General features: G+C 34.8%; 19 protein-coding genes. 9 read left to right on the forward strand and 10 right to left on the reverse strand.

Features of this window, described 5'->3' with window-relative positions:
• Window positions 1-14 precede the first annotated feature (14 nt).
• From A8B35_RS14320 to A8B35_RS14340, 4 genes are all read left to right on the forward strand, one after another.
• Window positions 15-722 (forward strand): Crp/Fnr family transcriptional regulator, encoded by a 708-nt coding sequence (locus tag A8B35_RS14320; protein WP_075603242.1) that lies wholly within the window; start codon window positions 15-17, stop codon window positions 720-722.
• A 126-nt stretch (window positions 723-848) separates the two neighbouring features.
• Window positions 849-2,105 carry a peptidase U32 family protein gene (locus tag A8B35_RS14325; RefSeq protein WP_075603243.1) on the forward strand — a complete coding sequence of 419 codons (1,257 nt, stop codon included), beginning with the start codon at window positions 849-851 and terminating at the stop codon, window positions 2,103-2,105.
• A gap of 287 nt (window positions 2,106-2,392) precedes the next feature.
• Window positions 2,393-3,187 (forward strand): DUF2797 domain-containing protein, encoded by a 795-nt coding sequence (locus A8B35_RS14335; RefSeq protein WP_075603245.1) that lies wholly within the window; start codon window positions 2,393-2,395, stop codon window positions 3,185-3,187.
• 37 nt (window positions 3,188-3,224) lie between these two features.
• The gene (locus A8B35_RS14340) at window positions 3,225-3,887 is read left to right on the forward strand and encodes a potassium channel family protein (protein WP_075603246.1); all 663 of its coding nucleotides are present in this window, start codon (window positions 3,225-3,227) and stop codon (window positions 3,885-3,887) included.
• A 265-nt stretch (window positions 3,888-4,152) separates the two neighbouring features.
• On the opposite strand, the gene A8B35_RS14345 is transcribed toward A8B35_RS14340, so the two are convergent.
• The 6 genes from A8B35_RS14345 to A8B35_RS14370 form a co-directional block, all read right to left on the reverse strand.
• A complete protein-coding gene (locus A8B35_RS14345) occupies window positions 4,153-5,403 on the reverse strand; it encodes a hypothetical protein (protein ID WP_075603247.1) in 1,251 nt (416 codons plus the stop codon).
• 78 nt (window positions 5,404-5,481) lie between these two features.
• On the reverse strand, window positions 5,482-6,222 hold the full coding sequence (locus A8B35_RS14350) for a DUF6261 family protein (protein ID WP_075603248.1): 741 nt from the start codon (window positions 6,220-6,222) through the stop codon (window positions 5,482-5,484).
• 710 nt (window positions 6,223-6,932) lie between these two features.
• Window positions 6,933-10,352, reverse strand: coding sequence for an efflux RND transporter permease subunit (locus tag A8B35_RS14355; protein WP_075603249.1), 3,420 nt, complete (start codon window positions 10,350-10,352; stop codon window positions 6,933-6,935).
• A gap of 23 nt (window positions 10,353-10,375) precedes the next feature.
• Window positions 10,376-11,503 (reverse strand): efflux RND transporter periplasmic adaptor subunit, encoded by a 1,128-nt coding sequence (locus tag A8B35_RS14360; protein WP_171973216.1) that lies wholly within the window; start codon window positions 11,501-11,503, stop codon window positions 10,376-10,378.
• Window positions 11,504-11,561: 58 nt separating this feature from the next.
• The gene (locus A8B35_RS14365; protein WP_075603251.1) at window positions 11,562-12,974 is read right to left on the reverse strand and encodes a TolC family protein; all 1,413 of its coding nucleotides are present in this window, start codon (window positions 12,972-12,974) and stop codon (window positions 11,562-11,564) included.
• A gap of 48 nt (window positions 12,975-13,022) precedes the next feature.
• Entirely contained in the window at window positions 13,023-13,649 is a 627-nt protein-coding gene (locus A8B35_RS14370; RefSeq protein ID WP_075603252.1) for a TetR/AcrR family transcriptional regulator, read from the reverse strand.
• A 141-nt stretch (window positions 13,650-13,790) separates the two neighbouring features.
• Here A8B35_RS14370 and A8B35_RS14375 point away from each other — a divergent pair, with 141 nt between their 5' ends.
• The 4 genes from A8B35_RS14375 (at window position 13,791) to A8B35_RS14390 (ending at window position 18,524) form a co-directional block, all read left to right on the forward strand.
• Window positions 13,791-14,759, forward strand: coding sequence for a hypothetical protein (locus A8B35_RS14375; protein ID WP_075603253.1), 969 nt, complete (start codon window positions 13,791-13,793; stop codon window positions 14,757-14,759).
• Between the two features lie 595 nt (window positions 14,760-15,354).
• A complete protein-coding gene (locus A8B35_RS14380) occupies window positions 15,355-16,650 on the forward strand; it encodes an O-acetylhomoserine aminocarboxypropyltransferase/cysteine synthase family protein (protein WP_075603254.1) in 1,296 nt (431 codons plus the stop codon).
• A gap of 62 nt (window positions 16,651-16,712) precedes the next feature.
• Window positions 16,713-17,909: a homoserine dehydrogenase gene (locus tag A8B35_RS14385; protein ID WP_075603430.1), complete on the forward strand. Its 1,197-nt coding sequence runs from the start codon at window positions 16,713-16,715 to the stop codon at window positions 17,907-17,909.
• A 174-nt stretch (window positions 17,910-18,083) separates the two neighbouring features.
• The gene (locus tag A8B35_RS14390; RefSeq protein ID WP_075603255.1) at window positions 18,084-18,524 is read left to right on the forward strand and encodes a DUF4395 domain-containing protein; all 441 of its coding nucleotides are present in this window, start codon (window positions 18,084-18,086) and stop codon (window positions 18,522-18,524) included.
• Here the strand turns inward: A8B35_RS14390 and A8B35_RS14395 are convergent.
• Complete coding sequence (locus A8B35_RS14395) at window positions 18,521-19,381, reverse strand: LytR/AlgR family response regulator transcription factor (RefSeq protein ID WP_075603256.1); 861 nt, start codon at window positions 19,379-19,381, stop codon at window positions 18,521-18,523. The genes A8B35_RS14390 and A8B35_RS14395 overlap by 4 nt on opposite strands.
• Window positions 19,382-19,804: 423 nt before the next feature.
• On the opposite strand from A8B35_RS14395, the gene A8B35_RS14400 reads away from it, so the two are divergent.
• A complete protein-coding gene (locus tag A8B35_RS14400; protein WP_075603257.1) occupies window positions 19,805-22,306 on the forward strand; it encodes a mechanosensitive ion channel domain-containing protein in 2,502 nt (833 codons plus the stop codon).
• Here A8B35_RS14400 and A8B35_RS14405 read toward each other — a convergent pair whose 3' ends face one another.
• The 3 genes from A8B35_RS14405 to A8B35_RS14415 form a co-directional block, all read right to left on the reverse strand.
• Window positions 22,307-22,777, reverse strand: a complete 471-nt coding sequence (locus tag A8B35_RS14405) for an aminoacyl-tRNA deacylase (RefSeq protein ID WP_075603258.1) — start codon at window positions 22,775-22,777, stop codon at window positions 22,307-22,309. It abuts the gene before it with no gap.
• Window positions 22,778-22,923: 146 nt separating this feature from the next.
• Window positions 22,924-24,255, reverse strand: a complete 1,332-nt coding sequence (locus tag A8B35_RS14410) for a glucose-6-phosphate isomerase (protein WP_075603259.1) — start codon at window positions 24,253-24,255, stop codon at window positions 22,924-22,926.
• Between the two features lie 77 nt (window positions 24,256-24,332).
• Window positions 24,333-25,328, reverse strand: coding sequence for an NAD(P)H-dependent glycerol-3-phosphate dehydrogenase (locus A8B35_RS14415; protein WP_075603260.1), 996 nt, complete (start codon window positions 25,326-25,328; stop codon window positions 24,333-24,335).
• Window positions 25,329-25,380 lie beyond the last annotated feature (52 nt).

Genomic DNA, 25,380 nt, shown 5'->3' on the forward strand with positions numbered 1-25,380 from the left:
AATAAGAGCAGGGAATGAAGAATGTTCAAAGTGTTCCTTACAATGAGCCTATAAGCATACAAGAGTTCGAAATTTTTAAAGGACTTACTGAATCACAAATTGAAAGTGTGAGTCAGAGTATGGTTGCAACTCTTCATAAAAGAGGCGGAACAATTTACCATGAGGGAAGTAGAATTAACGGTACCTTTTTAGTTGTTCAGGGAATTCTAAAGATATTTAAGACGGGGTTTGACGGTAAAGAACAAATTATCCGTTTTGCTAAGAAAGGAGATCTTATAGGATACCGATCTGTTATCAGTGATGAATTAGCTTGTAGTACTTCAAAGGTGATACAAGATGTTGTTTTAATATACTTGCCAGGCGAAGTTCTGGAGAACTTATTAAACGACAATGCTAAATTCTCAATGACTTTAATGAAGCTTACTTGTAAAGAGTTAGCCGAATCGAATAAGTTTTTAACTGATATTGCACAAAAAACAGTAAGAGAGCGATTAGCTGAAGTATTACTATTGTTAATGGATACTTTTGAATTGGATGATGAGAATACCTTACAAATTTCGTTAACTCGCGAAGAGTTGGCAAATATGGTGGGTACAGCAACTGAGTCAGTTATCCGACTTTTATCAGAGTTTAAATCTGATAAGCTGATTGAACTGAATGGAAGGAAAATTAAACTTTTAAACATACCTAAACTTATTAAGATTGGTAATGTTTACGTATAGTAGAAGATTAAAAAATTAAATATAAATAGGGTTTTCTTTTAAAGGAGACCCTTTTTTTATGTCATTTAGAATTTAAATAGCTAGTTAATAGCTAATTTTGTGGCATATAAAAAGCGATAACATATAATGAAGAGGGAAGATTTTGAAATAATGGCACCTGTAGGATCGTACGAATCTTTACAAGCAGCCATTCAGGGGGGAGCAAATTCAGTATATTTTGGAATTGAAGGCTTAAATATGCGCTCGCGCTCCTCAAATAATTTTACAGTTGACGATTTGCGCGAGATTGCTAAAATTGCGCATGCTGAGAATGTAAAAACCTACCTTACTGTTAATACGGTTCTTTATGATCAAGATTTAGACTTGATGCGCAAGATTATTCTTGCCGCGAAAGAAGCCAATTTATCTGCAATTATTGCATCTGATGTATCTGCTATTTCCTTTGCCAGAGAAATTGATATTGAAGTACACCTTAGTACGCAGCTTAATATTTCTAATGTTGAGGCATTGAAGTTTTATGCTCAATTTGCCGATGTTGTTGTATTGGCTCGTGAATTAAATATGGACCAGGTGGCGCATATTTACAGAGAAATTCAGGTGCAGCAAATAAAAGGCCCTAATGGCGAATTGGTTCGCATAGAAATGTTTAGTCATGGTGCTTTATGTATGGCTGTATCAGGGAAATGTTATTTAAGCTTACACAATACCGATTCCTCGGCCAATAGAGGGGCATGCTTACAAAGTTGCCGTAGAAGCTATATTGTAACCGACAAAGAAACGGGTCAGGAACTTGAGGTGGATAACGAATATATTATGTCGCCAAAGGATCTTAAAACCATTCACTTTTTAAATAAGATGGTTGACTCGGGTGTGCGTGTATTTAAAATTGAAGGTAGAGCCAGAGGTCCTGAGTATGTACATACTGTTTGCAATGCCTATAACGAAGCCCTTGATGCTATTTTAGAAGGAACTTTCACACAAGATAAAATTGACGCCTGGGATAACGAACTTAAAACAGTTTTCAATAGAGGTTTTTGGGATGGTTATTACCTGGGACAAAAGCTTGGCGAATGGAGTCATAATTATGGCAATAGAGCTACTAAGCGAAAAATGATCATTGGAAAGGGAACCAACTACTTCCCAAAAATTAATGTAGCTGAGTTTTTAATGGAGAGCCAAGAGCTTGAAGTTGGCGACGATATATTAATTACCGGGCCTACCACTGGCGTGATAAAAATGAAGGTTGAAGAGATTAGAGTTGACCTAAAACCTGTTCAGAAAACGGTTAAAGGCGAACGCTTTTCAATAGTGGTACCAGAAAAGGTGCGACGTTCGGATAAGTTGTATAAATTAGTAGATGCGCACGCAGGATTAAATCAATAATATTATAATTGGAAGCTTGCGCTGAGCGCCATGGGAAATGGCCTCTTTACAAAAAGCTTTTGTTTTGGTTAAAGCTTTAGTAAAACCAAGAAGTTGAGAGCTTCGCTCGAAAATCACTTGGCTGCACTTAAGCTTTAAATAAATAAAAAAGTTATTTGTAAAGCAGCCTTGATTTTGCTTACTTTCTTTCATCAAGGAAAGAAAAGTAAGTAGGGCCTACCTGCCGGTAGGCAGGTTTGGGTTGAAGACCCAATGTGTAATATTATTTACGACAACATTATTAGAATATGTTATATAAAGGAAACTTAGAAAAGATGATCTCTGAAAATAATTCAGAGGTCGTATACACGCTCCCAGTAGGTGATGATAGAATTGATCTTAACCCATTTATTGGTAAAAATATTCAACTTACTTTTTTAGATCAGATAAACTGCGTTGCCTGCGGTAAGAAAACCAATAAATCGTTTTCGCAGGGCTTTTGTTACAATTGCTTTCAAAGCTCGCCTATGGCAAGTGAGTGTATATTACGACCAGATCAGTGCAAAGCACACTTAGGCGTTTCGCGCGATATGGAATGGAGTAAAACACATTGTTTGCAGCCACATATTGTATACTTGGCAGTATCGTCTAACTTAAAAGTAGGTATCACTCGTCAATCGCAAATTCCAACACGTTGGATTGATCAAGGTGCGAGTGCAGCCATTATATTGGCAACCGTTCCTAACAGACATATTGCTGGTACCATAGAAAAGTATTTGATGCATTATTACAGCGATAAAACCAGTTGGCAAGCTATGCTAAAAGGTACATCGGCCGAAGTTGATTTAGTGGCTGAAAAGAAAGTTGCCGCAAGTAAATTACCTGTTGAATTACAACAATATATTCAGAAAGAGGATTTATTAACTCAAATTAATTTTCCGGTAAGTGCTTATCCCGATAAGGTAAAGAGTGATAGTTTTGATAAATCTAAAACCGTATCAGGCGTATTAAAAGGGATTAAAGGTCAGTATTTGATTTTTGAGGACAATACGGTACTTAATGTTAGAAAGCACCGAGGATATTTAGTTGAAGTTAGTTTGTAAGTTAAGCCTACACTTAATCAATATAATTCTATCAATTATGAAGAAAGTAATTAAAAAGTTTATCAACAATCAGCTATTGGGAAATACCATCCTGTTTGTGATTATTTTGTGTTTAATCATTTCTTCTCAGTTATTCTCGAACTATCCAATGGGGCAAAGCATTAACAGAGTTATATTTAATGTATTAATTGTTACCAGTTTATTATCTATCAAGCAAGGCTTTAATAAGCTTTTTACTTTTGCGTTAATTACGGTTATTAGTATAGAAGTAATCAGTTATATCATACATATACCTTATCTGGAGTTTATTTCAGAAGGGCTAAAAATATTATTCTTCGCCAATATTGTTTATTTATTATTTAGGCAAGTGGCCAGTAGTAAACGTGTTGATAACAGGGTTATTTTAGAGGCCATTAATGTTTATTTATTATTTGCCATAATAGGGAGCTTGTTTGCTACTATTATTTATTTGGGTAATAATAACGCATTTCTGTTTAATACCATTGATAACCCTAATTACTCCGATTTCTTTTATTTTGCCACAATAACTGTTACCACAATTGGTTATGGCGATATTACGCCAGTTACCAACTCGGCGCAGTTGTTAACTATGATATTAGGCTTGGGCGGACAGTTATATATTACGCTTGTTTTGGCTATGTTAGTGGGTAAATATTTGAGTGCACCATCGAAAAAATAAGGACATAAAAAAAGGGATTTCAACCGTTGTTGAATCCCTTTTCTTTAACCTAAACCCTAATCTATGAAAAAAAACTTCTTATGTCTGTTTTGTGCGGATTTCTAAAAAATTGGAATGCCTTAGAGACATTCCAATTTATAACCTAAACCCTAACCTAATCTATGAAAAACTCTCTTGCTCTTCGTATAGGAATACTGCAAAGCATGTGCCAAAAATATCTTACAATGTGTTTTTAGATTTTGTTAACATATGAAACTGCTTTATGCTATACTGCACAACTTGCTAGCATTTGTTTAAACTCTTGTTTTTGAACTTGGTCAGCGTTGCTTCCTCTACTAATATATTCGCTTAAACCATCGAGGTTGGCTAGTTGTAGGGTTTCTACATCAAAGGCTTTGTTTTTTAATTCGGATAGTTCGCCCAGGCCTGCTTCATTAAATAGTTCTAGTAACTGTGGATATTGGTTTTCGGGCATATTAACAAAGGTGCTGAGTCGGTCAATTTTCCAGTAACTAATATCGTGTTTTCCCAAACCACTAATTTGCTTTAATTTATCACCTTCAGGTGTTGAGTTGTGGGTAATAAACAAAAATGTTTTGCATATCAGTTTATCCTCAATAACATCCATTACCATGTAACCCACTTTTACAGTGTGTAGTTTAAAGGGTAGCAACAAATATTGCTTATAGCCTAATATCGATTTAATTTTTACCGTGTTTTCCCATAAAGCATAATGTAGCGCTTCAGTGTTGAGTAGGTTCAGTCGCTCTTTTAATCGCCGTAAGGCATGTGCTTGAATGTGCAAGCTTAATGAATCATGTTTTGTTTGATGGGTAGTTGGCAGTAAGGTATTGCAAACCTTTATCCACCTGTAACCAATTGTGAAATCGGGCGAGCCTAATTGAAATATAGGACGATAGTTACCATTTATAGCAACGTAGCTTTTTTGGGCATTTACCCCTGCCAGTTCGGTTACCACATCTAGTACAGGGTTATCTTTTACAATAGCTGCAATTCTAACTTTTATACTAATATATTTCTCAGTTGGATTACTCAATTGCAGCGTAACACAGGTAAGTAATAATGCATATTGCGAGTAAAATTGGGTAAATAACTTACCCTGTAATTCTTTAAAGGTCTGTATCTCTGGGTTGTTTCTATCTCCAGTTTCGCGTGCAATTACTTTTTGCATACCAAGGCCGTAGCTATACATTAATACAATATCGTAAACTGTTGCGTTGTGCCCTTTAATATCAAGTTTTTCCTGAAGCAGCTTATGCCTTATGTTCTGTTGTATCTTTTTTAGTTCTGTTTTTGATAGTAATTTGTTGCATGTTTCAGCAGGTAATATATTGGGTACCATATCGAACATATAGTGTAACTCGTTTGATTTAAACTTAGCAAAACTATCGCCTAATTTATTTTTTTTTAAACAAGTGTATAATCGGGTTTGATATCGTTTATAGGCGTTGGGGCCGTTGTATGTTGTAGTTTTCTTTTTTCTTTTTCGTGCCATGGTAAAAAAGGATCAAAGGTTTTTTGGTATAATAAAGGGCACCAACTCATTAGAGTTAACGCCCATTAGTAGTGTAATTTAGTTTGATACCTCTTCTGCCTTGCGGGTTGCTTTGGCTTTTAGTAGTGCATCTTGCTCAATAATATATTTGTTGATGCCTTTTAGGGTATTGTAACAAGCTTCGTCTTTATTTAGGTTGGATAAACCCTCTAAAACATTAAGCCACATTACAAAATCGCCCTGAATGGCTTTGCGTAAATCGCGTACCTTGGGGCTTTGCTTATTGCCATTTTTGGTACGTTCAATGTTGTAGTTTTTAAAGGCTCCGGCTGAGCCTTCGAGCCTGTTGACATCGGCAGTAAGCTCTAGGGTTTCAAAGTGGGCTTTATTTTCAGGTGTTGCCCAAGCTGCAATAACCCTATCGAGCTGTGCAGTTTGTGCATCAAGCGAAAGCCTATCTAAATTAATATCGAAAGTATCGAATACACTAAGCAGAGTAATAGCCGCATTTTTTTTTGCTGCATCGCGATTAATCGCATTACTTTGAAGCATCACCTTTAGGTAGGCATAATCGTCATCGCGCTGCGCATCGAGCTCACTCCTATCAGAGTAATTTACTTCTTTACTCAATACACCATTAAGTGTGGTCATGTTTTCTATGATGGGTGCCAGTGCTACTGGTATTACATGCTCGGGTGCAAAATTTTGCTGCTGAGCCACTTTTATACTATCTGAGATAAGAATATAAAAGCTGTCGTTTGTTAAAGCTGGATAGTTTACTGATTCTCTGTGGATTTTTGTAAATTCAGTTGTTGACATAATTCAAGTTGAGTTTATTTATGATTATTGATTTATTGTTTAAGCAAATAGCATAAAGCCTCGTAGATGGCTTGCTTAAAAATTAGACTATCTGCTACAAAGTTGATTATGGCTTGCTATTTTTCAGCAAGGCGTATTTTAAAGTAAAAGTATGTTGCTTAAAATAAGCATGGTTAATATTGGCTTGTTTGTTCCTTGCTTATAAATAAAATGTATATAAACAGCCCGGGATACACGATTTAAACTTTAAGCAAGCTATAATCAGCTTCGGGTGGCTAAATAATATTTTTAAGTAAACACTTTTTCTAATTAAAATACGGTTTTGGAATGGAGGGATAAGTTGCTATTAGGGTAATAGCTATCCCTTAATGGGTCGTTGGCTTAACCAACAAATGGCACGTTTAAAAACAAAACCAAGGTTGTGAAATAAGATTTTATAAATACTTGTGGATAGAATCATTTAGGCTTGGTACTGGCTTGTTTGTTTAATTTTACTATTATCTAAAATATTGATTTTGATTAATATATCCAATAGTTTGGGAGGATTAGTTATAAACAATAGCGTATAACACAGCTGTGGCATATGCTACAAATACAGTGTTTTTATGGCTTACTAAGGCTCTAATGTTTATTGCAGAGAATCGGTTTTACACCATAAAAAAAGGCCGTTTCAATTAAGAAACGGCCTTGTTATATAGCGATGTAATAACTTACATATCTGCCTCTGTTTTGGGCTTGGCTACTTTGTTTCGAACTTTAACAGCTACTAAAAACATAACCGGTGACATAATTAAGGTTAACACCGTTGAGGTGGTTAAACCAAATATTACGGTCCATGCCATTGGCGACCAGAAATCGGCATTATCGCCACCAAAATAGACGTGCGGATTTAACTCAGAAAGTAAACCAGAAAAATCGAAGTTGAAACCCGTTGCCAAAGGAACAAGTCCTAATACTGTGGTTATTGCAGTTAACAATACAGGGCGCAAACGTGTTTTACCACCTTGTACAATACACTCAACTTCATCGGCAATAGGTAGGCGCTCAAATTCTTTTAAGCCCAATTCTTTTTTACGATCCTTTCTTAGAATATCAATGTAATCGATGAGTACAATACCATTATTTACAACAATACCTGCAAGGGATACAATCCCTACCCCTGTCATCAGAATCACAAAGTCCATCTGAAAGGTTCCCAATCCAAAAAATACACCAATGGTACTTAAAAGCACGGTACCCAATATTATAAATGGCTTAACAGCAGAGTTAAATTGCGTAATTAATATCATGGCAATTAAAGCAACCGCAAGTAGCAGTGCACCCACCAAGAAATCAGAAGTTTCTTTCTGACTCTCTTGCTCTCCGGTCATTTTCCATTTATAACCAACAGGCATTTCGTACGATTTTAAAATTTCGCGGATACGCTCATTAATGGTATTGGCATTAAAACCTTCGTTGATGTTTGAGTAAATAGTAATTACCCTATTGTTATCGATACGATTAATTTTTTCGTAGGTAGTGCTGTATTTATAATCGGCAACCGACGAAATAGGCAAGAAATAAGGTGTACCATTTTGCTCAATTCTCATTTTAAGATTCAATAAGTGACTGGTACTATTTCTGTACTTCTCATCTAAACGAACCATAATATCAAATTCGTCTTCGTTCTCCTTATACTTATCCACATTGCTACCATAAACGGCAGTTCTAATGGTACCTGCAATCATTTGAGTTGATAAACCTACCCTACGTGCCTTTTCACGGTCAATTTCAAGCAGCATCTCTGGCTTATTCGGATTCAGATCAATCTGAAGCTTTTCGATACCCGGGATTTTATCATCGTTAATCACACGAATCATATCCTCAGTAGTAGTTAATAGCTCTTGAAATTTGTCTCCTGAAACCTCAATGTTAATGGGTTTACCCACCGGAGGTCCCTCATCTTCTTTCTCAATAAATATTTTAACGCCTAAATAGCCCTGAAATGCATCGGTTAATTCGCGCATTATTTCGGTGGTACTAATACCAAGTCTGTCTTCGTAATCAACAAAAGTAATGGTAGTTAATGCTTTGTTTGGCGATCGATCTGCTTCAAACATACCACCTTTACCCTTACCAATGGTTAAACCTACCGATTTAATGATTGGCTCGTATTTACCTATTACCTCGTACATCTTGTTTTCAACGTCTACCATAATGGATTCGGTAACATCTAAATCGGTTCCCAAAGGTAACTCGGCAGTAATGTAAATGGTTTTAGGCTGACTGCTAGGGAAAAATATGGTATTTGTACCCGCAGCACCATAAAACATGATAGAAAATATGAATAGTAAAACAGAAGATACAAGAAGTATTACCGATGTTTTTTTACCCAAAGCTTTACGTAAACTGTTTTCGTACATGCTTTCCATTTTAGGAATTCCTTTTCCTTGAAACCAAACGGCAAATGGTTTAATGGCAAATACATTGATGGTAGTTATTAGTAGAGGGATGATAAATATATTACCCCAAAGCATGCTTCCACCTATATAAAACAATACTCCAATAGCACCAAGAATTCCCACAATGATGAAGGTTCTTTTGCGGTTTTTCTTTTCAGTGATGTCTTCAATTTTCATGAATTGTGCAGCAAACACAGGGTTTAATACCAAGGCTACAAATAGCGACGATGCCAATACAATAATAAGCGTAATAGGCATATAACTCATAAAGTCGCCCACAATACCCGGCCACATTAGCAATGGTAAAAAGGCTGCTAAAGTAGTTGCTGTTGATGATATAATAGGAATTGCAATTTCGCTGGTACCTCTTTTAATGGCTTCTAACTTTGAGAATCCTTCCTCGTGTAAACGATAAGAGTTTTCAACCACCACAATGGCATTATCAACCAACATACCAAGGGCCAATAATAAACCAAATAAGATCATGGTATTAATGGTGTATCCCATGGCCGAAAGCACATAAAATGAGATAAACATTGACATAGGTATAGCCAAACCTGAGAAGATAGCATTGCGGATACCCATAAAGATGTAAAGCACCAAAATAACCAATAGCATTCCCATTAGGATACTATTTTCGAGATTACTAATCTGCGATTTTATACTGGTTGATTGGTCATCGGTAATTACAATATTTAAATCTTGCGGAAGCTGACGGGCTTCTTGTTTCTCTCTAATAATACGGTAAATATCATCGGTAGCATCCAATAAGTTTTCGCCACTTCGTTTTACAATAGAAAGCGTTACCACTGGTTTACGATCCAATACCGAGATAGAAGATTTCTCTTCGAATCCATCAACCACTTCGGCCACATCTTTAATGTATCTGATATTTCCATCTTTGGCACTCACAATGGTATTGCGAATTTGCTCCATCGATTTATAATCAGCCTGCGTTGTAATAGATCTGCGCGTACCATCTACCTTAAGCTCTCCGGCTCCAAGGGTGATGTTCTCCGCCAATAGGGCTTGCTCCACATCGTAGAAAGTCAAATCCATTGATTCCAATAAAAACGGATCAACATTAATTTGAATTTCACGCTCATCAACCCCTACTATATCTGCTTCTCTAATGGATCTTAAGGCTTCAAAATCGTCCTGTAAATCCTCCGCAAATTTCTTCAGTTCGTAAATAGAGTAATCTCCCGAAAGGTTAATATTTAAGATAGGGAATTCTGAAAAGTCGATATCATCAACGGTAGGTTCCTTTTCTAAATTATCAGGTAATTCTGATTTCGCTTTATCAACGTTATCCTTAACATCCTGTAAAGCTTGTTTTACTTCAACATCGGTTTCAAACTCAACAATAATTAAACTGTAATCCTGAAACGATGCCGATGACATTTTCTTTACGCCATTTAAACCCTTTAGCTCCTTTTCGATAGGGCGCGTAATAAGGTTTTCCATGTCGGAAGGACTATTACCGGGGTGAACGGTATTCACCATTATGTACGGTATCACTACCTCTGGAAATAACTCACGTTCCATTCCTCTATACGAACTAATACCTGCAACAAGCAGAAAGAAAGTTAGTATGTAAATGGTGTTTTTATTATTAAGCGCAGCAAGGGTTGGCTTAAACTTCCGATAGCCTTTGTTTTCTGTGCCTAGTTCTTTTTCTTGACTCATTATTTATTATTTGAAAAGGTGAGTTACGATTTTACTATAGCTATCTCGGTTCCGTTTACAATTTGATCGTAACCAACCGTAATAATTTGATCTCCGCTTTTTAAACCTTCTGAGATAATGGTTTTATTATCAGAATTAAAAATTGAAGTTACATATTGCTTTTTCGCGATGCTTTTACCATTTGATTCTGTGGCAACAAAAATAAATTCGCCTTCAAAATCTTGCTTCACTAAAATAGATGGTACAATAATTAAATCGTCAGCAGAAAAAACTCTCAACTTAACTGATGTTAATAGGTTGGGCTTAATTTCGTGCGATTTATTATCCAGGTTAATTCTAACTCTAAAAGTTCGCGAGATATCATTAATTACAGTTGATGAACGGTAAATTTTTGCATCCACTGTTTTCTTTATCGATGGAAAATAGATTTCAGTAGCATCTCCTTTGTTGATGGTTCCTAAAAACTTTTCGCCAACTTCAGTATTAACGTATACTTTGTCAATATTTACCACGCGTGCAAAAGGCAAGCTTGGACCCGCAATTTCGCCTTTACGTTGAAATACTTCATCCACTACCCCATTAATCTGACTTTTAACACTCATCATATCTTTTTGAGCATTAAGCGATCTTAAGTTTTGTTCTAATGATTCTTTGTTCGATTTAGCTTGCAGGTATTCCATCTCTGAACCAATATTCTGATTCCATAACCTCTCCTGACGCTCAAAAGTAGTAATGGCTAAATTAAGGTTCACTTTGGCTTGCTCAATTTGCGTATCCAAAGCATCATTATTAAGATAGGCCAATGTTTGTCCCTTACGTACATTATCACCTTCTTCCACTAAAATCTCAGTAATTTTTCCAGCTCCTTCAGGACTGATGATTGTATTTTCATCGGCCTTAACCTTACCTGTTACCTCTATATAGTGATTGTAAGTTTCAGGAGTAATTACCTTAGTAGCCACATTAACGGCGCCTTCTTTGCTTCCTGATTCTTCTTCAATCTCTTTCTCAAGTTTTGTAATTTGTTTTTTTAACTCAGTGAAATCAGCTTTTAATTCAGCTAACTCACTTATTTTCTCTTTTGTTTCACTACCCGAACATGCAGCAAGCGAAATTGCTATAAATCCGATTAATATATTACGTGTTTTCATATGCTTAAAATTTATCGTGGTAACCAACATCAGTGTATTGGTAAGAGTTATTAATAGTTTATAATTGGTTTGTTGCTTGTTGATATGCTAAATAATTATTGTAGTACTCTACAGCTGTTTGCCTATAATTAATATGGGCTTGTACCAGTTTGTTTTCGGTTTGCGTAAGCTCTAAACTGTTTAGCAATCCGTTCTGAAACTTAATTAATGATTTTTGGTAGATGCGTAAGGCAATCTCACGCGCATCGCGACTATTTATGTATTGCATTCTGGAATTAACCAGGTTGTTTTTTGAAATATAGTAACCGCTTTTCAGGTTTTGCTCTAACTGCAGTCTATCGTTATTCAGTTTCGATAATTCAAGCTTCTCTTGTTTTAATTGAGCAGCTCGTGTACCGCCCGATAGAATTGGAATAGATAGCGTTAAGCCAATGGCCGACCCTGAAGTTGGTATTAAATCGTTTAGCTCATAACCTAAGTAATACAAATCGTAATTGTAAAACGCATTCAGCTTAGGCATAAATAAAGCTTTCTGGTTTTTAATAATAAGGTTCTGAATATCCACTTGTGTATTCATAGTTTGATAATCGATATGCGTAGCATAATCAAACGAATTACCCGGCTCAAGAGGTATGGGAGATAAAAGATCCTCCATTGTACTTGAAATCTTAAGCGGCTTATCAATATCAAATCCCATGGCATACTTTAAAACTACCTCGGTTACATGTAACTGTCGTTGAGCTTCAAGAAACAGTTGATTTGATTCGTTAACCAAAAGTCTGATTTGGTCCACATCAATATCCTCTCTAAATCCATTTTCATAAAGAGCCTTGGTATCCTTAAGGGTTTTTTCGTTCGTTTCTAAATTTAATTTAAAATCGATTACGTTTTTTTGAGCAACAGTAACTAAGAAGTAGGCTTCTGAAATTGCTTTTCTTACTTCAATATCCGTTTTGTCTTTTGTGTTTTCAGATAATTGCACATAAACCTTACTAGCCTTTAATCCAACAAAAAAGGAACCGTCAAAAAGTAGTTGATCTATTCTACCACCAATCATGCTAGAGTAGTCGGTACCAAAAGTGATTTTCTGAATCATTTCCTCACCAGAGTCAGGATCTGTTATGGCAAGTACATTTTCTTGTAAAGCAAGGTTTTTAGAAAAATTACCATTTACATTAACCTGCGGTAAACCTGTTCCTAATACTTCTCTTACCTTTTTCTCTGCTTTGGTAATTTCAATATTGGCATTCATGCTTTGGTAACCAAACTCTGTTGCATAAGCCAATGCCTGATCTAATGAGAACTCCATGGTATCTGATGGTACCCCCAATGTATCTATGGCTAACGCTAAGGAGTCAACTGCGGTGTTAGTGCTATCAACAGCCGACTGCGATTGACTATAAGCTGTTTGTATTATCAATAAAAAAGCAATTGCCAAAGGGATGCTTTTCTTAAAAAATTGTTCTTTCATATATGTATTAGTTTTTTACGTTTCAATTTTGGATGGGATGAATAAAAATTAGTTATCGTTAAGTTTACTTTTCTGCATCAGTTTGTTTAATACTTGCCTTCCTTTCTCAGAACATAGGCCATTCAAGTGGTATAGAAAATATTGTTTATAAAAGTGACGTGATGCTAGGTCTTGGTCGCTAATCTCATTTATGTCTGGATGGAAATAAGCAGCAGTTACTGTGATAGTATGTTTGGCAATGTAAACAGGGTCAATATCTTCTCTAAAAAGTCCTTGTTCAATTCCGTCTTCAATAAACTTATGTGTTGATTCGAAAAGGAGTTCTCTTTTGAACAATCCAAAACTCAAAAATAGATCTGGATAAAACTTTTTAAGATCGTAAATAAATGTGGGCTTTATTTTCAGGTAAGTTTCAATGTATCTATTTTGATGCTCAATCTCTTTTTCAATAACATTTAAAGTAGAATCGTTAAATTCTTTAGTGGTAGATTGCATATAGCCCTTTAATGCCTCTATGGATTGCGTAACTATATCTGTCTTATCCTTATATAATTGGTAAAGCTTTTTTTTAGAAATGCCTAGTTCAGCAGCAATGTCATCCATACTGATACTCTTGATGCCAAATTCGAGAAATTTGCTCAATATTTTCTCAATGTGCTTCTTGTTTTCATTCATGCCGCAAATTTATACCAAAGATTTGACAATGGAAACTATTTTTACGTTAAAAGTTTCTTAAGTTTCAACTTCAATTAGTATAACATTTTCAAGTCATTATCGTTAAACGTGGTATGTTATTCTAGTTTAGCTTGTTCTTAGATGTTTAGAAGTGTTCTTGTAATTTTCATTTTAGTCGTTGGTGTCCCTTGCAGTGCACAGTTCCTAGGTAAACTGAATAAGGGTACTTCAAAGAGAGAGATTAGAAAACGACAGGAAGAAGCGGACAAAAAAAGTTCCTATAATAAGTTTAATAAATTACAGCCAATGGGTAAAAAGGCCACATTGGTGCGTAACGATTTTCTTTGGAGTTACTCAACTGCTAATGTTGTTCCTGATAAAGGAGGAGATATTTCGCTTCTATTTCCCAGTAGGATCTCTTTAGGAAGAAGTGATGAAATTGGAGGATCAATCGGTACCATGTTATTTGTGCCAAACTTGTATTACAAAAAACGATGGCATAATAACAAGTTTATGATAGCTAGTAAGCATCAATTGTATTCTTACACTCCATTGTTATATTTATTCGATCGGACTAATTCAAATGCTATACAAAATGCTAATAGTATACCTAACACTATCGCACTAAAGAACGAGCTTATTTTTAGTATGCCCTTTTTAAAGGAGATTAATTGTGGAGCTACGAAAGAACCTTATTTAATAATAAGTGCAGCTATTGCTATTGACTTTGGTATTAGAGTTAATCAAGCCGATTCAATTAGCTTGGATAATAAGTTTCTTACACCGCGCAGTGGTGCAGTTGTGGGCAACAATATATTTGGTACTGTTCGACTACAAGCCGATTACATGATATATAATAACTTGTTTCTATCTGCAGGAATAAGAGGTATCCTATCAGACAATACCTATTCAAATGCAATAGAGCATAATGCACATGTGAAATACTCACTTTCACCCAAGGTATCAGTGAGCGCAGGATACTGGCTCACACTTAATACCGGTGGTGGAACTCCGATACTCCCAATTATTGATATATCTTATCATTTTGGTTTACGAGAAGGAAGAAGTAAAGGCTTATTTAGTAAGAAAGGTTACAATACTCTTAAATAAACCTTAATAATTCGGGTTAAAAATAGACTAGTTACTATTTAATGATCATTAGTATTGTAACTGCTACTACAAACGCTTGTAAAATTAAAAAACGTACTGGTACGTCAATGTCTTTTAATGTAGATGCTACTTGTAATTTAATCTGTCTCATGGCTTTTTAGTTTTGTGTTCTATTAGTAGATGATGCAACTTTTAAATAGTTGCGTCATAACTGAATAAAAATTTCAATAAAAAAAATAATGAGTTAAATATAGTTTTGATGTTAACTGTGAGTTAACAAAATACATGCCATTATTGTCGGAATTATTGTAATGTATAAAGCAGTTATTTTTTTTATTCTCTTTATTTTTCTCTTTATTTGTTTGAAAGAAATTTTTAGTGATTAAACAAATTCACATATCACCATTCTTATTAGTGCGTAAACTTCGTTTTACACACTCCATTCATTCTACATTTATTTGTGGTATGATGCGTTGTATGATGATGTCACGTTAGTGATGCAGCGCGTTATATACTAAACAAATTGCCATATAATGCGTTCGCCATTATAAACGTTAAGCTTATAATTAATAGTAACCATTAAATATAATTGACCATGGCAGATTTAAAGTTTGAAACATTACAATTACATGCAGGACATGAGGTTGACTCTGATACAAATTCCAGAGCTGTTCCTATTTATCAAACCTCATCTTATATATTTAACGATTCAGAACACGCTGCAAATCTGTTTGGATTAAAAGAGTTTGGAAATATTTACACCCGTATTATGAACCCCACTACGGATGTATTTGAAAAGCGTATTGCAGCCCTTGAAGGTGGTGTTGCTGCCGTAGCTGTTGGATCAGGTCAAGCGGCTCAGTTTATAGCAATGAATAATATTGTTGAGGCAGGAGATAATTTTATTTCATCAGCTTCATTATATGGAGGTACTTACAATCAGTTTAAGGTACAGTTTAAGCGCTTGGGCGTAAATGTAAAATTTGTAGTGAGTGATGATCCTGCTGATTACGAAGCTCAGATTGATGAAAAAACAAAAGCAATTTACGTTGAAACTATTGGTAATCCTAAATTTGATATACCTGAGTTCGAAGAGTTAGGGGCCATTGCATCCAAGCATGGTATACCTTTAATTGTAGATAATACTTTTGGAGCAGGTGGTTATGTTTTTCGTCCTTTAGAGCATGGTGCTAACGTTGTTGTTGAGTCGGCCACTAAGTGGATTGGTGGACATGGAACTTCAGTTGGTGGAGTTATAGTTGATGGAGGTAATTTTGATTGGGGTAATGGTAAATTCCCATCGCTTTCAGAGCCTAGTGAAGGATATCATGGTTTGGTATTTTCTGATGTTTTTGGTGTAAACGGACCATTTGGTAATATTGCGTTTGCCATAAGATGTAGAGTAGAAGGTTTGCGCGACTTCGGACCAGCGCTTAGCCCATTTAATTCTTTTCAATTAATTCAAGGTTTAGAAACGCTTTCTCTTCGTTTAGATAGAACAGTTGAAAATGCCTTGAAAGTTGCCAAGTGGCTTGAGGCTCATGATGAGGTTGAGTATGTCAACTATCCTGGCCTAGAGAGTAGTCCTTATCATGATAGAGCTAAAAAATATTTGAAGAGAGGATTTGGAGGCGTAATGACTTTTAAAGTAAAAGGAGAAGCTTCGCGTGGAGATAAGTTTATTAATAGTCTCGAGTTGGTAAGTCATTTGGCTAATATTGGTGATGCAAAAACATTAATTATTCACCCAAGCTCTACTACGCATGAACAATTATCATTAGATGAGCAAAAAGCAACAGGTGTTGAGCCAGGTTTATTGCGTTTATCTGTAGGAATTGAGCATATAGATGATATTATTGCAGACCTAAGTGTAGGTTTTGCAAAATCATAGTTTTTAAATATTAATGGCTTCTTGTAATGGTTACAGGAAGCCATCTTTTTATCCAGATTAGAATGAACAAGAAATTAAAAATAGGATTATTTGGCTTTGGAGTAGTAGGTCAAGGTTTATACGATGTTCTAAAAAAGAGCCCTGCACTCAACGTAGAAATCGTATCTATATGCGTTAAAAATAAGAAAGAACGTTCACTACCTGAAGAGTTATTCTGTTATAGCCCAGAAGATATTTTATCGAATAAGGATATTAATCTAGTAGTAGAGTTAATATCTGATGCCGATGAGGCTTACCCAATAGTAAAGCGCTCTTTAGAGTTGGGTAAAAATGTTGTTTCAGCCAATAAGAAAATGATTGCTGAAAATTTTGCCGAGTTAATTCAACTGCAAAAAGATCATAACGTTTCATTATTATATGAAGCTTCTGCTTGCGGAAGTATTCCTGTTATTCGAAACCTTGAAGAATATTACGATAATGATTTATTATTATCTGTAACAGGTATACTTAACGGTTCATCTAATTATATTCTTACCAAAATATTTGATCACAACAAACCTTATAACGAAGCATTAAAAGAAGCTCAAGATCTTGGTTTCGCCGAGGCTGACCCAACTTTTGATGTAGATGGTTTTGATGCCTTATTTAAGTTGGTTATTCTAACTGCACATAGCTTTGGTACAATTGTAAATCCTGAGGGTGTATTAAACTATGGAATTTCTAATATATCTGATTTCGATATTAATTACGCCAAAGAAAAAGGCTTTAAGATCAAACTTGTAGGGCAGGTAGAACGACTTGAAAATAATAAACTATCTCTTTTTGTTTTACCTCGTTTGGTGAATCGAGATAAATACATCTACAATGTTGAGGATGAGTTTAACGGCGTTGTTGTAAAAGGATTGGCTTACGATAAACAATTCATGTTTGGCAAGGGAGCAGGTGGTCACCCTACTGGATCGGCGGTTCTTTCAGATATCACTGCCTTAGCTCACGATTATCGTTATGAGTATAAGAAGATGAACTACTATACCAATCTTGATTACGATAAAAGTGGAAGTATTGAAATTTATTTACGTTATAAAAATGAGTCTGATCTGTCAAAGTTTGATTTCGCAAGTATAACGGAATCCTATTCAGGACCTCTTTATAACTATAAAGTTGGGTTGATTTCTATTGAAAAACTCCTTCAGTTGAAGAACGATCTGCGTTACATGGATATTTTCATAGCGGTTACAGGAAAGACTTTAAGTTATTAATAATTTAAATATCCTTTATTAGAGCCAGAACGGATTGCTCCTAGTGATTTATTCTGGCTTTATTATGTTCTGTGCATCTTATCCTACCAAACATACTCTAATAGTAGGATATAATAAGCTTTTTTAAGAAACAATTGCTTATTATAAATAGTTTATATATAAAACTTATATGATATGAACCAATTGATATGTCCAATTTCCGCAGATAAAGTATATGATGCAATTCCACGAATAGTTGCATTATCAGTAGTTGTATTACTTGTTGTATTCGCCATTAAGCCAACTATTCTTGTGCCATTATTTCTTTTGGTAGATTTTGTTTTGCGATCGTTTGAAAAAGGTGAGTATAGTTTATTGACAATTGTAGCAACTAAAATTAGTTCGTTTACTAATATAAAGGGAGTGCAAATAAATAAAGCACCAAAGGTATTTGCTGCTCGTTTGGGGTTAATATTCTCATTATTAATCTTCGTAACTTATCTACTTGGATTTGCTCAACTAAGTTTTGCCTTAGCGCTAGTACTAGGATTCTGTGCAGGCCTTGAATTGGTATTTAATTTCTGTTTAGGATGTTATATTTATACTTATCTAATTTTACCTTTCAATAAGAATTAGTTCTTTTTAAAAAGTTCAAATACATGATCCATGTAGGTTTTCGATACGGGTACTTCAACAATTGGGTCGGTTTCCATTTCAAGTATTAGACCTCCTTTTTCGCGCCTAATTATTTTAACCTTATCAAAGTTAACCATGTACGATCTGTGACATCGTTTCAAGGGGAAATCTATAAACTCCTTTTCTATGTTCTTTATGGTATTTCTAAGTAGATGGCGCGAAATACCTTTAGGACTTACATAAAATATTGTTACATAATTATCGGTAGCTTTTATATACAATAAATCCTGTAGTTTCAGACTTATTCTCATGGTTCCTTTTTCATCCTTAAAAAGAACCATAGAGTTACTATCAATACTATTTATCTCTTCATCTTGTTCGGTAAGTATCTTCAACTTATGAATTTTATCTACATACGAAAAGTACAGCCACATTACTGCATATGGAAGCAAAAGAACTAAAGTGGTATTTTGAAAGGATACATTAAATACCTCTAGAAATGATCTATCGTCATCGGTTATAAAGAATGCTTCGTAAAAGGTGTAGAATAACGACATACTCATTACCTCAGCAGCTATTATTAGAGCAAAGCCAAGCATAGTAGTCCTTATCTCTCTTTTATTATACTGGTATAATAAAACGCGCGATACAACAACCACAAGAACACCCGTAAGAATAATTAAGCTAGAATAAAAAAAGAGTTCTTGGGATTTCAGGTTTAAGCCAAACCAATTCTTCACATCAAATGGTGAGTAAAGGTTTATAAAGAGTAGGGCAAAACCAGCCGTAAAAAGAACAAGGTTTGTAATGTTCTTTTTTAGGATAAAATATGTAGGTATTTTATTGTTTAAATTCATTTAGTACGAAAGTAGGTATAAATTTTTAAGGATAGATTTATTTATTGATAAATATGATGTTAATATTGTGAATTTCAATTAGTGAATTTTCATCCCACATATAGGAATTTCACCCCACATTTCAGTATTTAAGCCCCACTCATGGTCTGCTATACCTTTTTGTTGCACAGAATCATTTTGTTTAGTTTGTTTGTATCGCAATTAGATTTTAAGAAGTCTTATTGCTGTTTTTAAAAGCAATTATTAAATATTAATGATGCTTTATGAGAATGATTAAAATAAAAAAATAGCTACTATTTTTTTACCTTTTCGATTTTGCTAGTACAAAAAAAGCTGTTACCAAAACGTTGGAACAGCTTTTTTTGATTTATATTGTTACTTTTCTTTATCTTGTTCTAAGCTCCTAGTTAAATCTTTATTATTATGAAATTGTACACCTTATCTCTACTAAATTTAATTTTTCTCTTATCTCCATTAACAGGTTTATACGTATCATCTCAAAATAGCACTCAACCAGATTCAGCAAAGGTTGAGTTAAAATCGTATGCTGTTGAAGAAATTGGAAATGAAACAGAATCTATATTCAATTTGATTCGAAAAACAGACGGAGACTTAAAACCATCTCTTAATATACTTGAGGAAGATTCAATAATATACGATCTAATAAATAGTGTAAGTGAGTTAAAGCAAAGTCTAAATATCGATTCACTCGATAATTTAAATTATAAGGACGCTGAGCATTATTCAATACAGGTTGCCGACTATAAGAAGCAATTAGATGTTTTTAAACAATCACTCATATCATCATCTATTAATATGGGAGATTTTGTTACTGAGCTTCAAGTATTGCTAAAAAGATGGGCTTTAACCAAGGAGTTAGCCTTAGAAGAAGAACGGCCAGAAAAGCTGATTACCCAGATAGAGAATAATATTAAGCTATTAAAAAAGCAAGACAAGAAAATTAATGATGTTCAGAACCAAACACTCGATTTGCAATCAGATATAACAGGAAGTATTATTTATCTAGATGAATTAGAAACGGGTCTTGTAGAGGTACAGAGCCTTTTGAAAGGAAATATTTTCGCATTGGATAGTCCCCCTTTATGGAAGACTATTAGCTTTAAAACCGATACTACCGAGGTAAAATCATCTAAGTTCAAACTTGTTGTCGCGGATAATGTGAGAACAATTAAAGATGATTTGAATGATAATATCATAGGAATATCCGTATTCTTATTTTTTCTGTTGATTATTTTCTTTGCATTACTGTACTTAAGAACCATACTATTAAAGGAAGGATTAAAAGAATACGATCAATACGTATCCTTATGCCTAATATTATTAAAACATCCATTGGCTTTAGCCTTAATGATAGCTTTGCTTTTTGCAGAAACTATTATTAGTAATATGCCCATTAGTATGTTGTTGATTTTGGGAATTTTATACACCATTCCAATGGCATTTACGATTCCGAATATTATTACGGAAGTACCTAAGAATTTCTTCTATATATTCTTTGCTTATATGGGTAGTGTTTTGTGTGGTATTGTAACAGCTGATTTAGTTCTGTTCAATCAATTAATACTTGTATTTCAGTGCACCTTGGGTGTTTTTATGGTTTTCTGGATATTTAAAAAGTACCGAAGCTTAGATAAAGAATATAGCGATGTTAAGCAAAAATTCTACAAGTTCTTATTTGGCTTTTCTGCGTTTGGCTTTACTCTTTCTTTTATCCTATCTGTAATAGGTAATACTGGTTTCTCTAGCTTATTGGTTGAAGGCTATTTTAAGTTAATTTTTGGTGCAGTACTAATATCCGCAACCGCGAAAGTATTTATCAATTTAATTGGTGTTTTAGTGAAGTTCGGACCAAGGTTCCGTTCCAACATATTCACCGAATATCCGTCATTAGTTATGGGTAAGGTTAAAAAATACCTAAGTGTATTTGCTTTCTTTTATTGGGTATATTTTTCGCTGGTTAGTTTTAATATATATTCGGATGTTTATGCTTGGCTAGAAGGTGTTTTAACTGCTACAACTAAATTAGGCACCATGAGCCTATCGTTAGGAAGTTTACTCTCATTTTTTATCACATTAATGGTCGCGCTATCGCTATCTAAATTTATTCGATTCTTATTAAATGATGAGGTTTTTACTCACTTTAAAATGCCTAGAGGTGTACCTGGTGCAGTATCAATGATAATTAGGTTGTTTATAATTAGTGTAGGATTCTTAATGGCTTTTGCAGCAGCCGAGATAGATATAAGTAACATTACTATTATATTTGGTGCCCTTGGTGTTGGTATTGGTTTTGGACTTCAGAATATTTTCAACAATTTGGTTTCGGGTTTAATTTTAGCCTTTGAGCGACCTATTCAGGTAGGAGATACCATTCAGTTGGATAACTTGAATTTAATGGGTGAAGTTAAAGATATTGGCATAAGAGCTAGTACTGTTCGTACATTTGACGGAGCAGAGGTGATTGTACCCAATGGCAATTTGATATCTAATGAGATGGTTAATTGGACTCTCTCCGATGCCACGCGTAGGCAGAAGATAATGATTGGTGTTGCTTATGGTTCAGATTTAAATAAGGTGATGCAAATACTTAATGACGTTTTGCATAATGAAATTTTTGATGGCGTTTTGAAGGTTCCACAGCCAAGGGTTCTTTTTGAAGGCTATGGTGAGAGCTCGATTGATTTTAAGATGCTATTTTGGACCCATTTTGATAATGGTTTGGGTACGGTTAGTGATGTTGGTGTTGCCATTTATGATGCCTTAGATAAAGAAGGAATTGTTATTCCTTTCCCTCAAAGGGATCTACATATAATCACAACTCCTGAAAATTTAAATGCAAATATCAAGACAGAAGTGCCTGATGGAAAAAATCTGCCTCCTATTCAAGAGGCAGATGCAGAGTAATTAAGCTGTTTTTAATGCAATTTCGAGTATGGTTGGTTTTACAAGGGCTTCAAAGTCCTTGTATTTCATCTGTATTAGCAGATCATGAGCGCATGCATTAAACGCTACAAAAACTTCGGTAGTTAATGATTTGGCAACATATACAGGCATATCGTATAAATTACCGAATGGTGGCATGGCCCCAACCTCACAGTTGCCAAAAGAATCTTTAAATTCAGATTCGCTTGCTAGTCTAATGTTTTCACTTTTTGTTTCAATTCTTAACTGTTCTAAATTAACATGCATATCACCCGGTAAAACCACCATGGTTAGTTTACTGTCCATTTTTACAATTACAGTTTTGGCAATTTCATGGCCGGTTAAGTGGACGTCGGCAGCGGTTCTTTGCGCAGTGTGAGTTGTGTGGTGCACAATTTTGTTAAACGAGATATCGTTTTCACGTAGGTATTCTTCAATCTTTGTAAGTGGCATAGCTTATCCCTCCATTTAATGATTAAACTGTATATAATTTAATGAGTTTATCTTACAATGTAAAGGAAGCTTATAAACAACTTTAAATTAAAAATCCTCATACACATAGTGTATGAGGATTCAATAATATTGAAAGCTACGTTTAATTATAAACGTGCTTTTATAGCTTTAGTATCTTCCTCGTGACCTGGTTTTTCTAATAAAGCAAACATGTTCTTTTTGTATGCTTCAACACCTGGCTGATCAAAAGGATTCACCTCTAATAAGTATCCGCTAATACCACACGCTATTTCAAAGAAATAAATCATCTGACCTAAATAGTAAGCGTTTAACTCAGGTAATTCAACTTTAATGTTAGGAACATCACCATCTACGTGAGCGATTAATGTACCTAGCTCAGCCATTTTATTTACCTCGTCAACACGTTTCCCGGCTAAGAAGTTTAATCCATCAAGATTAGCTTCGTCAGTTGGTACGTTAACCGTTCTGTTAGGTGTTTTAATGGTTACAATAGTTTCAAAGATGTTACGCACACCTTCTTGAATCCACTGTCCCATTGAGTGAAGATCTGTAGAGAAATCAACAGCAGCTGGGAAAATTCCTTTGCCATCTTTTCCTTCACTCTCACCATATAATTGTTTCCACCACTCAGCAACAAAATGAAGCTTTGGTTGGTAGTTAACTAATATCTCAGTTCCTTTTCCGTTACGGTAAAGTTCGTTTCTAACAGCAGCGTAAGTTGCAGCAGCACTGTTTTCCTTTTCGTCGGCAACAATTTTTTCCATATCCTGAGCTCCTTTTACCAAAGCACGGATATCAACACCTGCAATTGCGATTGGTAATAATCCAACAGGAGTTAATACAGAGAAACGTCCACCAACATCGTCAGGAATAACATAGGTTTTATAACCTTCTTGATCAGCTAAAGTACGTAATGCACCTTTTGAACCATCAGTAACAGCAACAATACGCTCTTTTACTTCTTTAGGAGAGTATTTGCTTACCAATAAATTTCTTAATAAACGGAATGCTAAAGCAGGCTCAGTTGTTGTACCCGATTTAGAAATTGATACTAAAGCAAATGATTTATCTTTTAATAAATCTAAAAGCTCTGCAGTATAATCTTCACCAATATTCTGACCAGCATAAACAACTACTGGAGTTTTACGATCAGTAATTAAATGGTCGAAAGAATTAGAAAGTGCATCAATTACAGCTCTAGCACCTAGGTAGCTACCTCCAATACCAATAACAACTACAATATCAGCTTTGTCTTGTAGCTTTTTTGCAGTAGCTTCAATATCGGCTAATTGTGCATCGTTAATGCTTGATGGAAGATTTACCCAACCTAAAAAGTCGTTTCCTTTTCCTGTTTTTTCGTATAAAGCTTTTAGGTGAGAAGCCATTTCACTTTTATACCCATTCACTACCTCTTGTGATACAGAGGTTTTCGAGATATCAATTCTTAAGTTTTCCATTTTAAATTGATTTTATAAAATATGGATTATTAATATTTTATTATAGATTATTCTTAAAAATAGGAACTGTAAGGTAATTACCTTAAGTGTTCCGTTAGTAAACGTATTTCAATTGAAGGAGAAATACGTTCGTAAATTATATTATAAACGGCATCGGTAATAGGCATATTTACCTTGTACTTATCGTTTATTTCTTTGATACTTTTTACAGCATAGTAACCTTCGGCAACCATTAACATCTCCATTTGAGCGTATTTAACCGAGTAGCCCTTCCCTATCATGGTACCAAACATACGGTTTCTACTAAATTGCGAGTATCCCGTTACCAAAAGGTCGCCAAGGTAGGCTGAGCTTTTAATATCGCGTGTAATAGGATGCACGGTATCTACAAAACGTTTGATCTCTTGTATGCCGTTCGACATTAATACGGCCTGAAAATTATCGCCATATCCCATTCCATGGCAGATACCAGAAGCAACTGCCATAATGTTTTTAAGTACGGCAGAAAACTCAGTTCCATAAATATCATCGGAAACAGAAGTGTTGATATAGGCACAGTTTAGAAGGTTACCAAACTCGCGTCCGTTTTTAACATCCTGGCAAGCAATAGTAATATATGATAAGCGCTCAAGTGCAACCTCTTCAGCATGACATGGACCTGATATAACCGCAATTTGATCGAGTGGTACATTATAAACTTCGTTCATATATGTACCTACAATCATATTTTCATCCGGCACTAAACCTTTAACAGCAGATACAATAATTTTATCTTTCAGTGAGATAGATAAATCTTGTAATAAACTTTTTAGAAATGCTGATGGAATAGCTAGAATTAGCACTTCGCTCTCTTCAACAATATGGTTAATGTCGGAGAAGAAGTTAATGTTATCCGTATTGAAATCAACACTAGTTAAATAATTAGGATTGTGCCCGTACTTTCTAAACAATTTAATGTGTTTAGGATTGCGAAAATGCCAGTTCAATGTATCCACATTGTTCATCAGCATTTTAGCAATGGCTGTTGCCCAGCTACCACTTCCTATTATTCCTACTCTTGATGTTTGATCCATATAGTTTTGTTGTCCACTAATTTTTGAGTGGTTTACAAATATAAAACCATAG

It is taken from the genome of Saccharicrinis aurantiacus (assembly GCF_001660705.2).
Lineage (GTDB): Bacteria > Bacteroidota > Bacteroidia > Bacteroidales > Marinilabiliaceae > Saccharicrinis > Saccharicrinis aurantiacus.

Excerpts from the sequence above, each read along its gene's own strand:
- A8B35_RS14320 (WP_075603242.1), top strand. The coding sequence starts at position 15 with ATGAAGAATGTTCAAAGTGTTCCTTACAATGAGCCTATAAGCATACAA.
- A8B35_RS14325 (WP_075603243.1), top strand. The coding sequence starts at position 849 with ATGAAGAGGGAAGATTTTGAAATAATGGCACCTGTAGGATCGTACGAA.
- A8B35_RS14335 (WP_075603245.1), top strand. The coding sequence starts at position 2,393 with ATGTTATATAAAGGAAACTTAGAAAAGATGATCTCTGAAAATAATTCA.
- A8B35_RS14340 (WP_075603246.1), top strand. The coding sequence starts at position 3,225 with ATGAAGAAAGTAATTAAAAAGTTTATCAACAATCAGCTATTGGGAAAT.
- A8B35_RS14345 (WP_075603247.1), bottom strand. The coding sequence starts at position 5,403 with ATGGCACGAAAAAGAAAAAAGAAAACTACAACATACAACGGCCCCAAC.
- A8B35_RS14350 (WP_075603248.1), bottom strand. The coding sequence starts at position 6,222 with ATGTCAACAACTGAATTTACAAAAATCCACAGAGAATCAGTAAACTAT.
- A8B35_RS14355 (WP_075603249.1), bottom strand. The coding sequence starts at position 10,352 with ATGAGTCAAGAAAAAGAACTAGGCACAGAAAACAAAGGCTATCGGAAG.
- A8B35_RS14360 (WP_171973216.1), bottom strand. The coding sequence starts at position 11,503 with ATGAAAACACGTAATATATTAATCGGATTTATAGCAATTTCGCTTGCT.
- A8B35_RS14365 (WP_075603251.1), bottom strand. The coding sequence starts at position 12,974 with ATGAAAGAACAATTTTTTAAGAAAAGCATCCCTTTGGCAATTGCTTTT.
- A8B35_RS14370 (WP_075603252.1), bottom strand. The coding sequence starts at position 13,649 with ATGAATGAAAACAAGAAGCACATTGAGAAAATATTGAGCAAATTTCTC.
- A8B35_RS14375 (WP_075603253.1), top strand. The coding sequence starts at position 13,791 with ATGTTTAGAAGTGTTCTTGTAATTTTCATTTTAGTCGTTGGTGTCCCT.
- A8B35_RS14380 (WP_075603254.1), top strand. The coding sequence starts at position 15,355 with ATGGCAGATTTAAAGTTTGAAACATTACAATTACATGCAGGACATGAG.
- A8B35_RS14385 (WP_075603430.1), top strand. The coding sequence starts at position 16,713 with ATGAACAAGAAATTAAAAATAGGATTATTTGGCTTTGGAGTAGTAGGT.
- A8B35_RS14390 (WP_075603255.1), top strand. The coding sequence starts at position 18,084 with ATGAACCAATTGATATGTCCAATTTCCGCAGATAAAGTATATGATGCA.
- A8B35_RS14395 (WP_075603256.1), bottom strand. The coding sequence starts at position 19,381 with ATGAATTTAAACAATAAAATACCTACATATTTTATCCTAAAAAAGAAC.
- A8B35_RS14400 (WP_075603257.1), top strand. The coding sequence starts at position 19,805 with ATGAAATTGTACACCTTATCTCTACTAAATTTAATTTTTCTCTTATCT.
- A8B35_RS14405 (WP_075603258.1), bottom strand. The coding sequence starts at position 22,777 with ATGCCACTTACAAAGATTGAAGAATACCTACGTGAAAACGATATCTCG.
- A8B35_RS14410 (WP_075603259.1), bottom strand. The coding sequence starts at position 24,255 with ATGGAAAACTTAAGAATTGATATCTCGAAAACCTCTGTATCACAAGAG.
- A8B35_RS14415 (WP_075603260.1), bottom strand. The coding sequence starts at position 25,328 with ATGGATCAAACATCAAGAGTAGGAATAATAGGAAGTGGTAGCTGGGCA.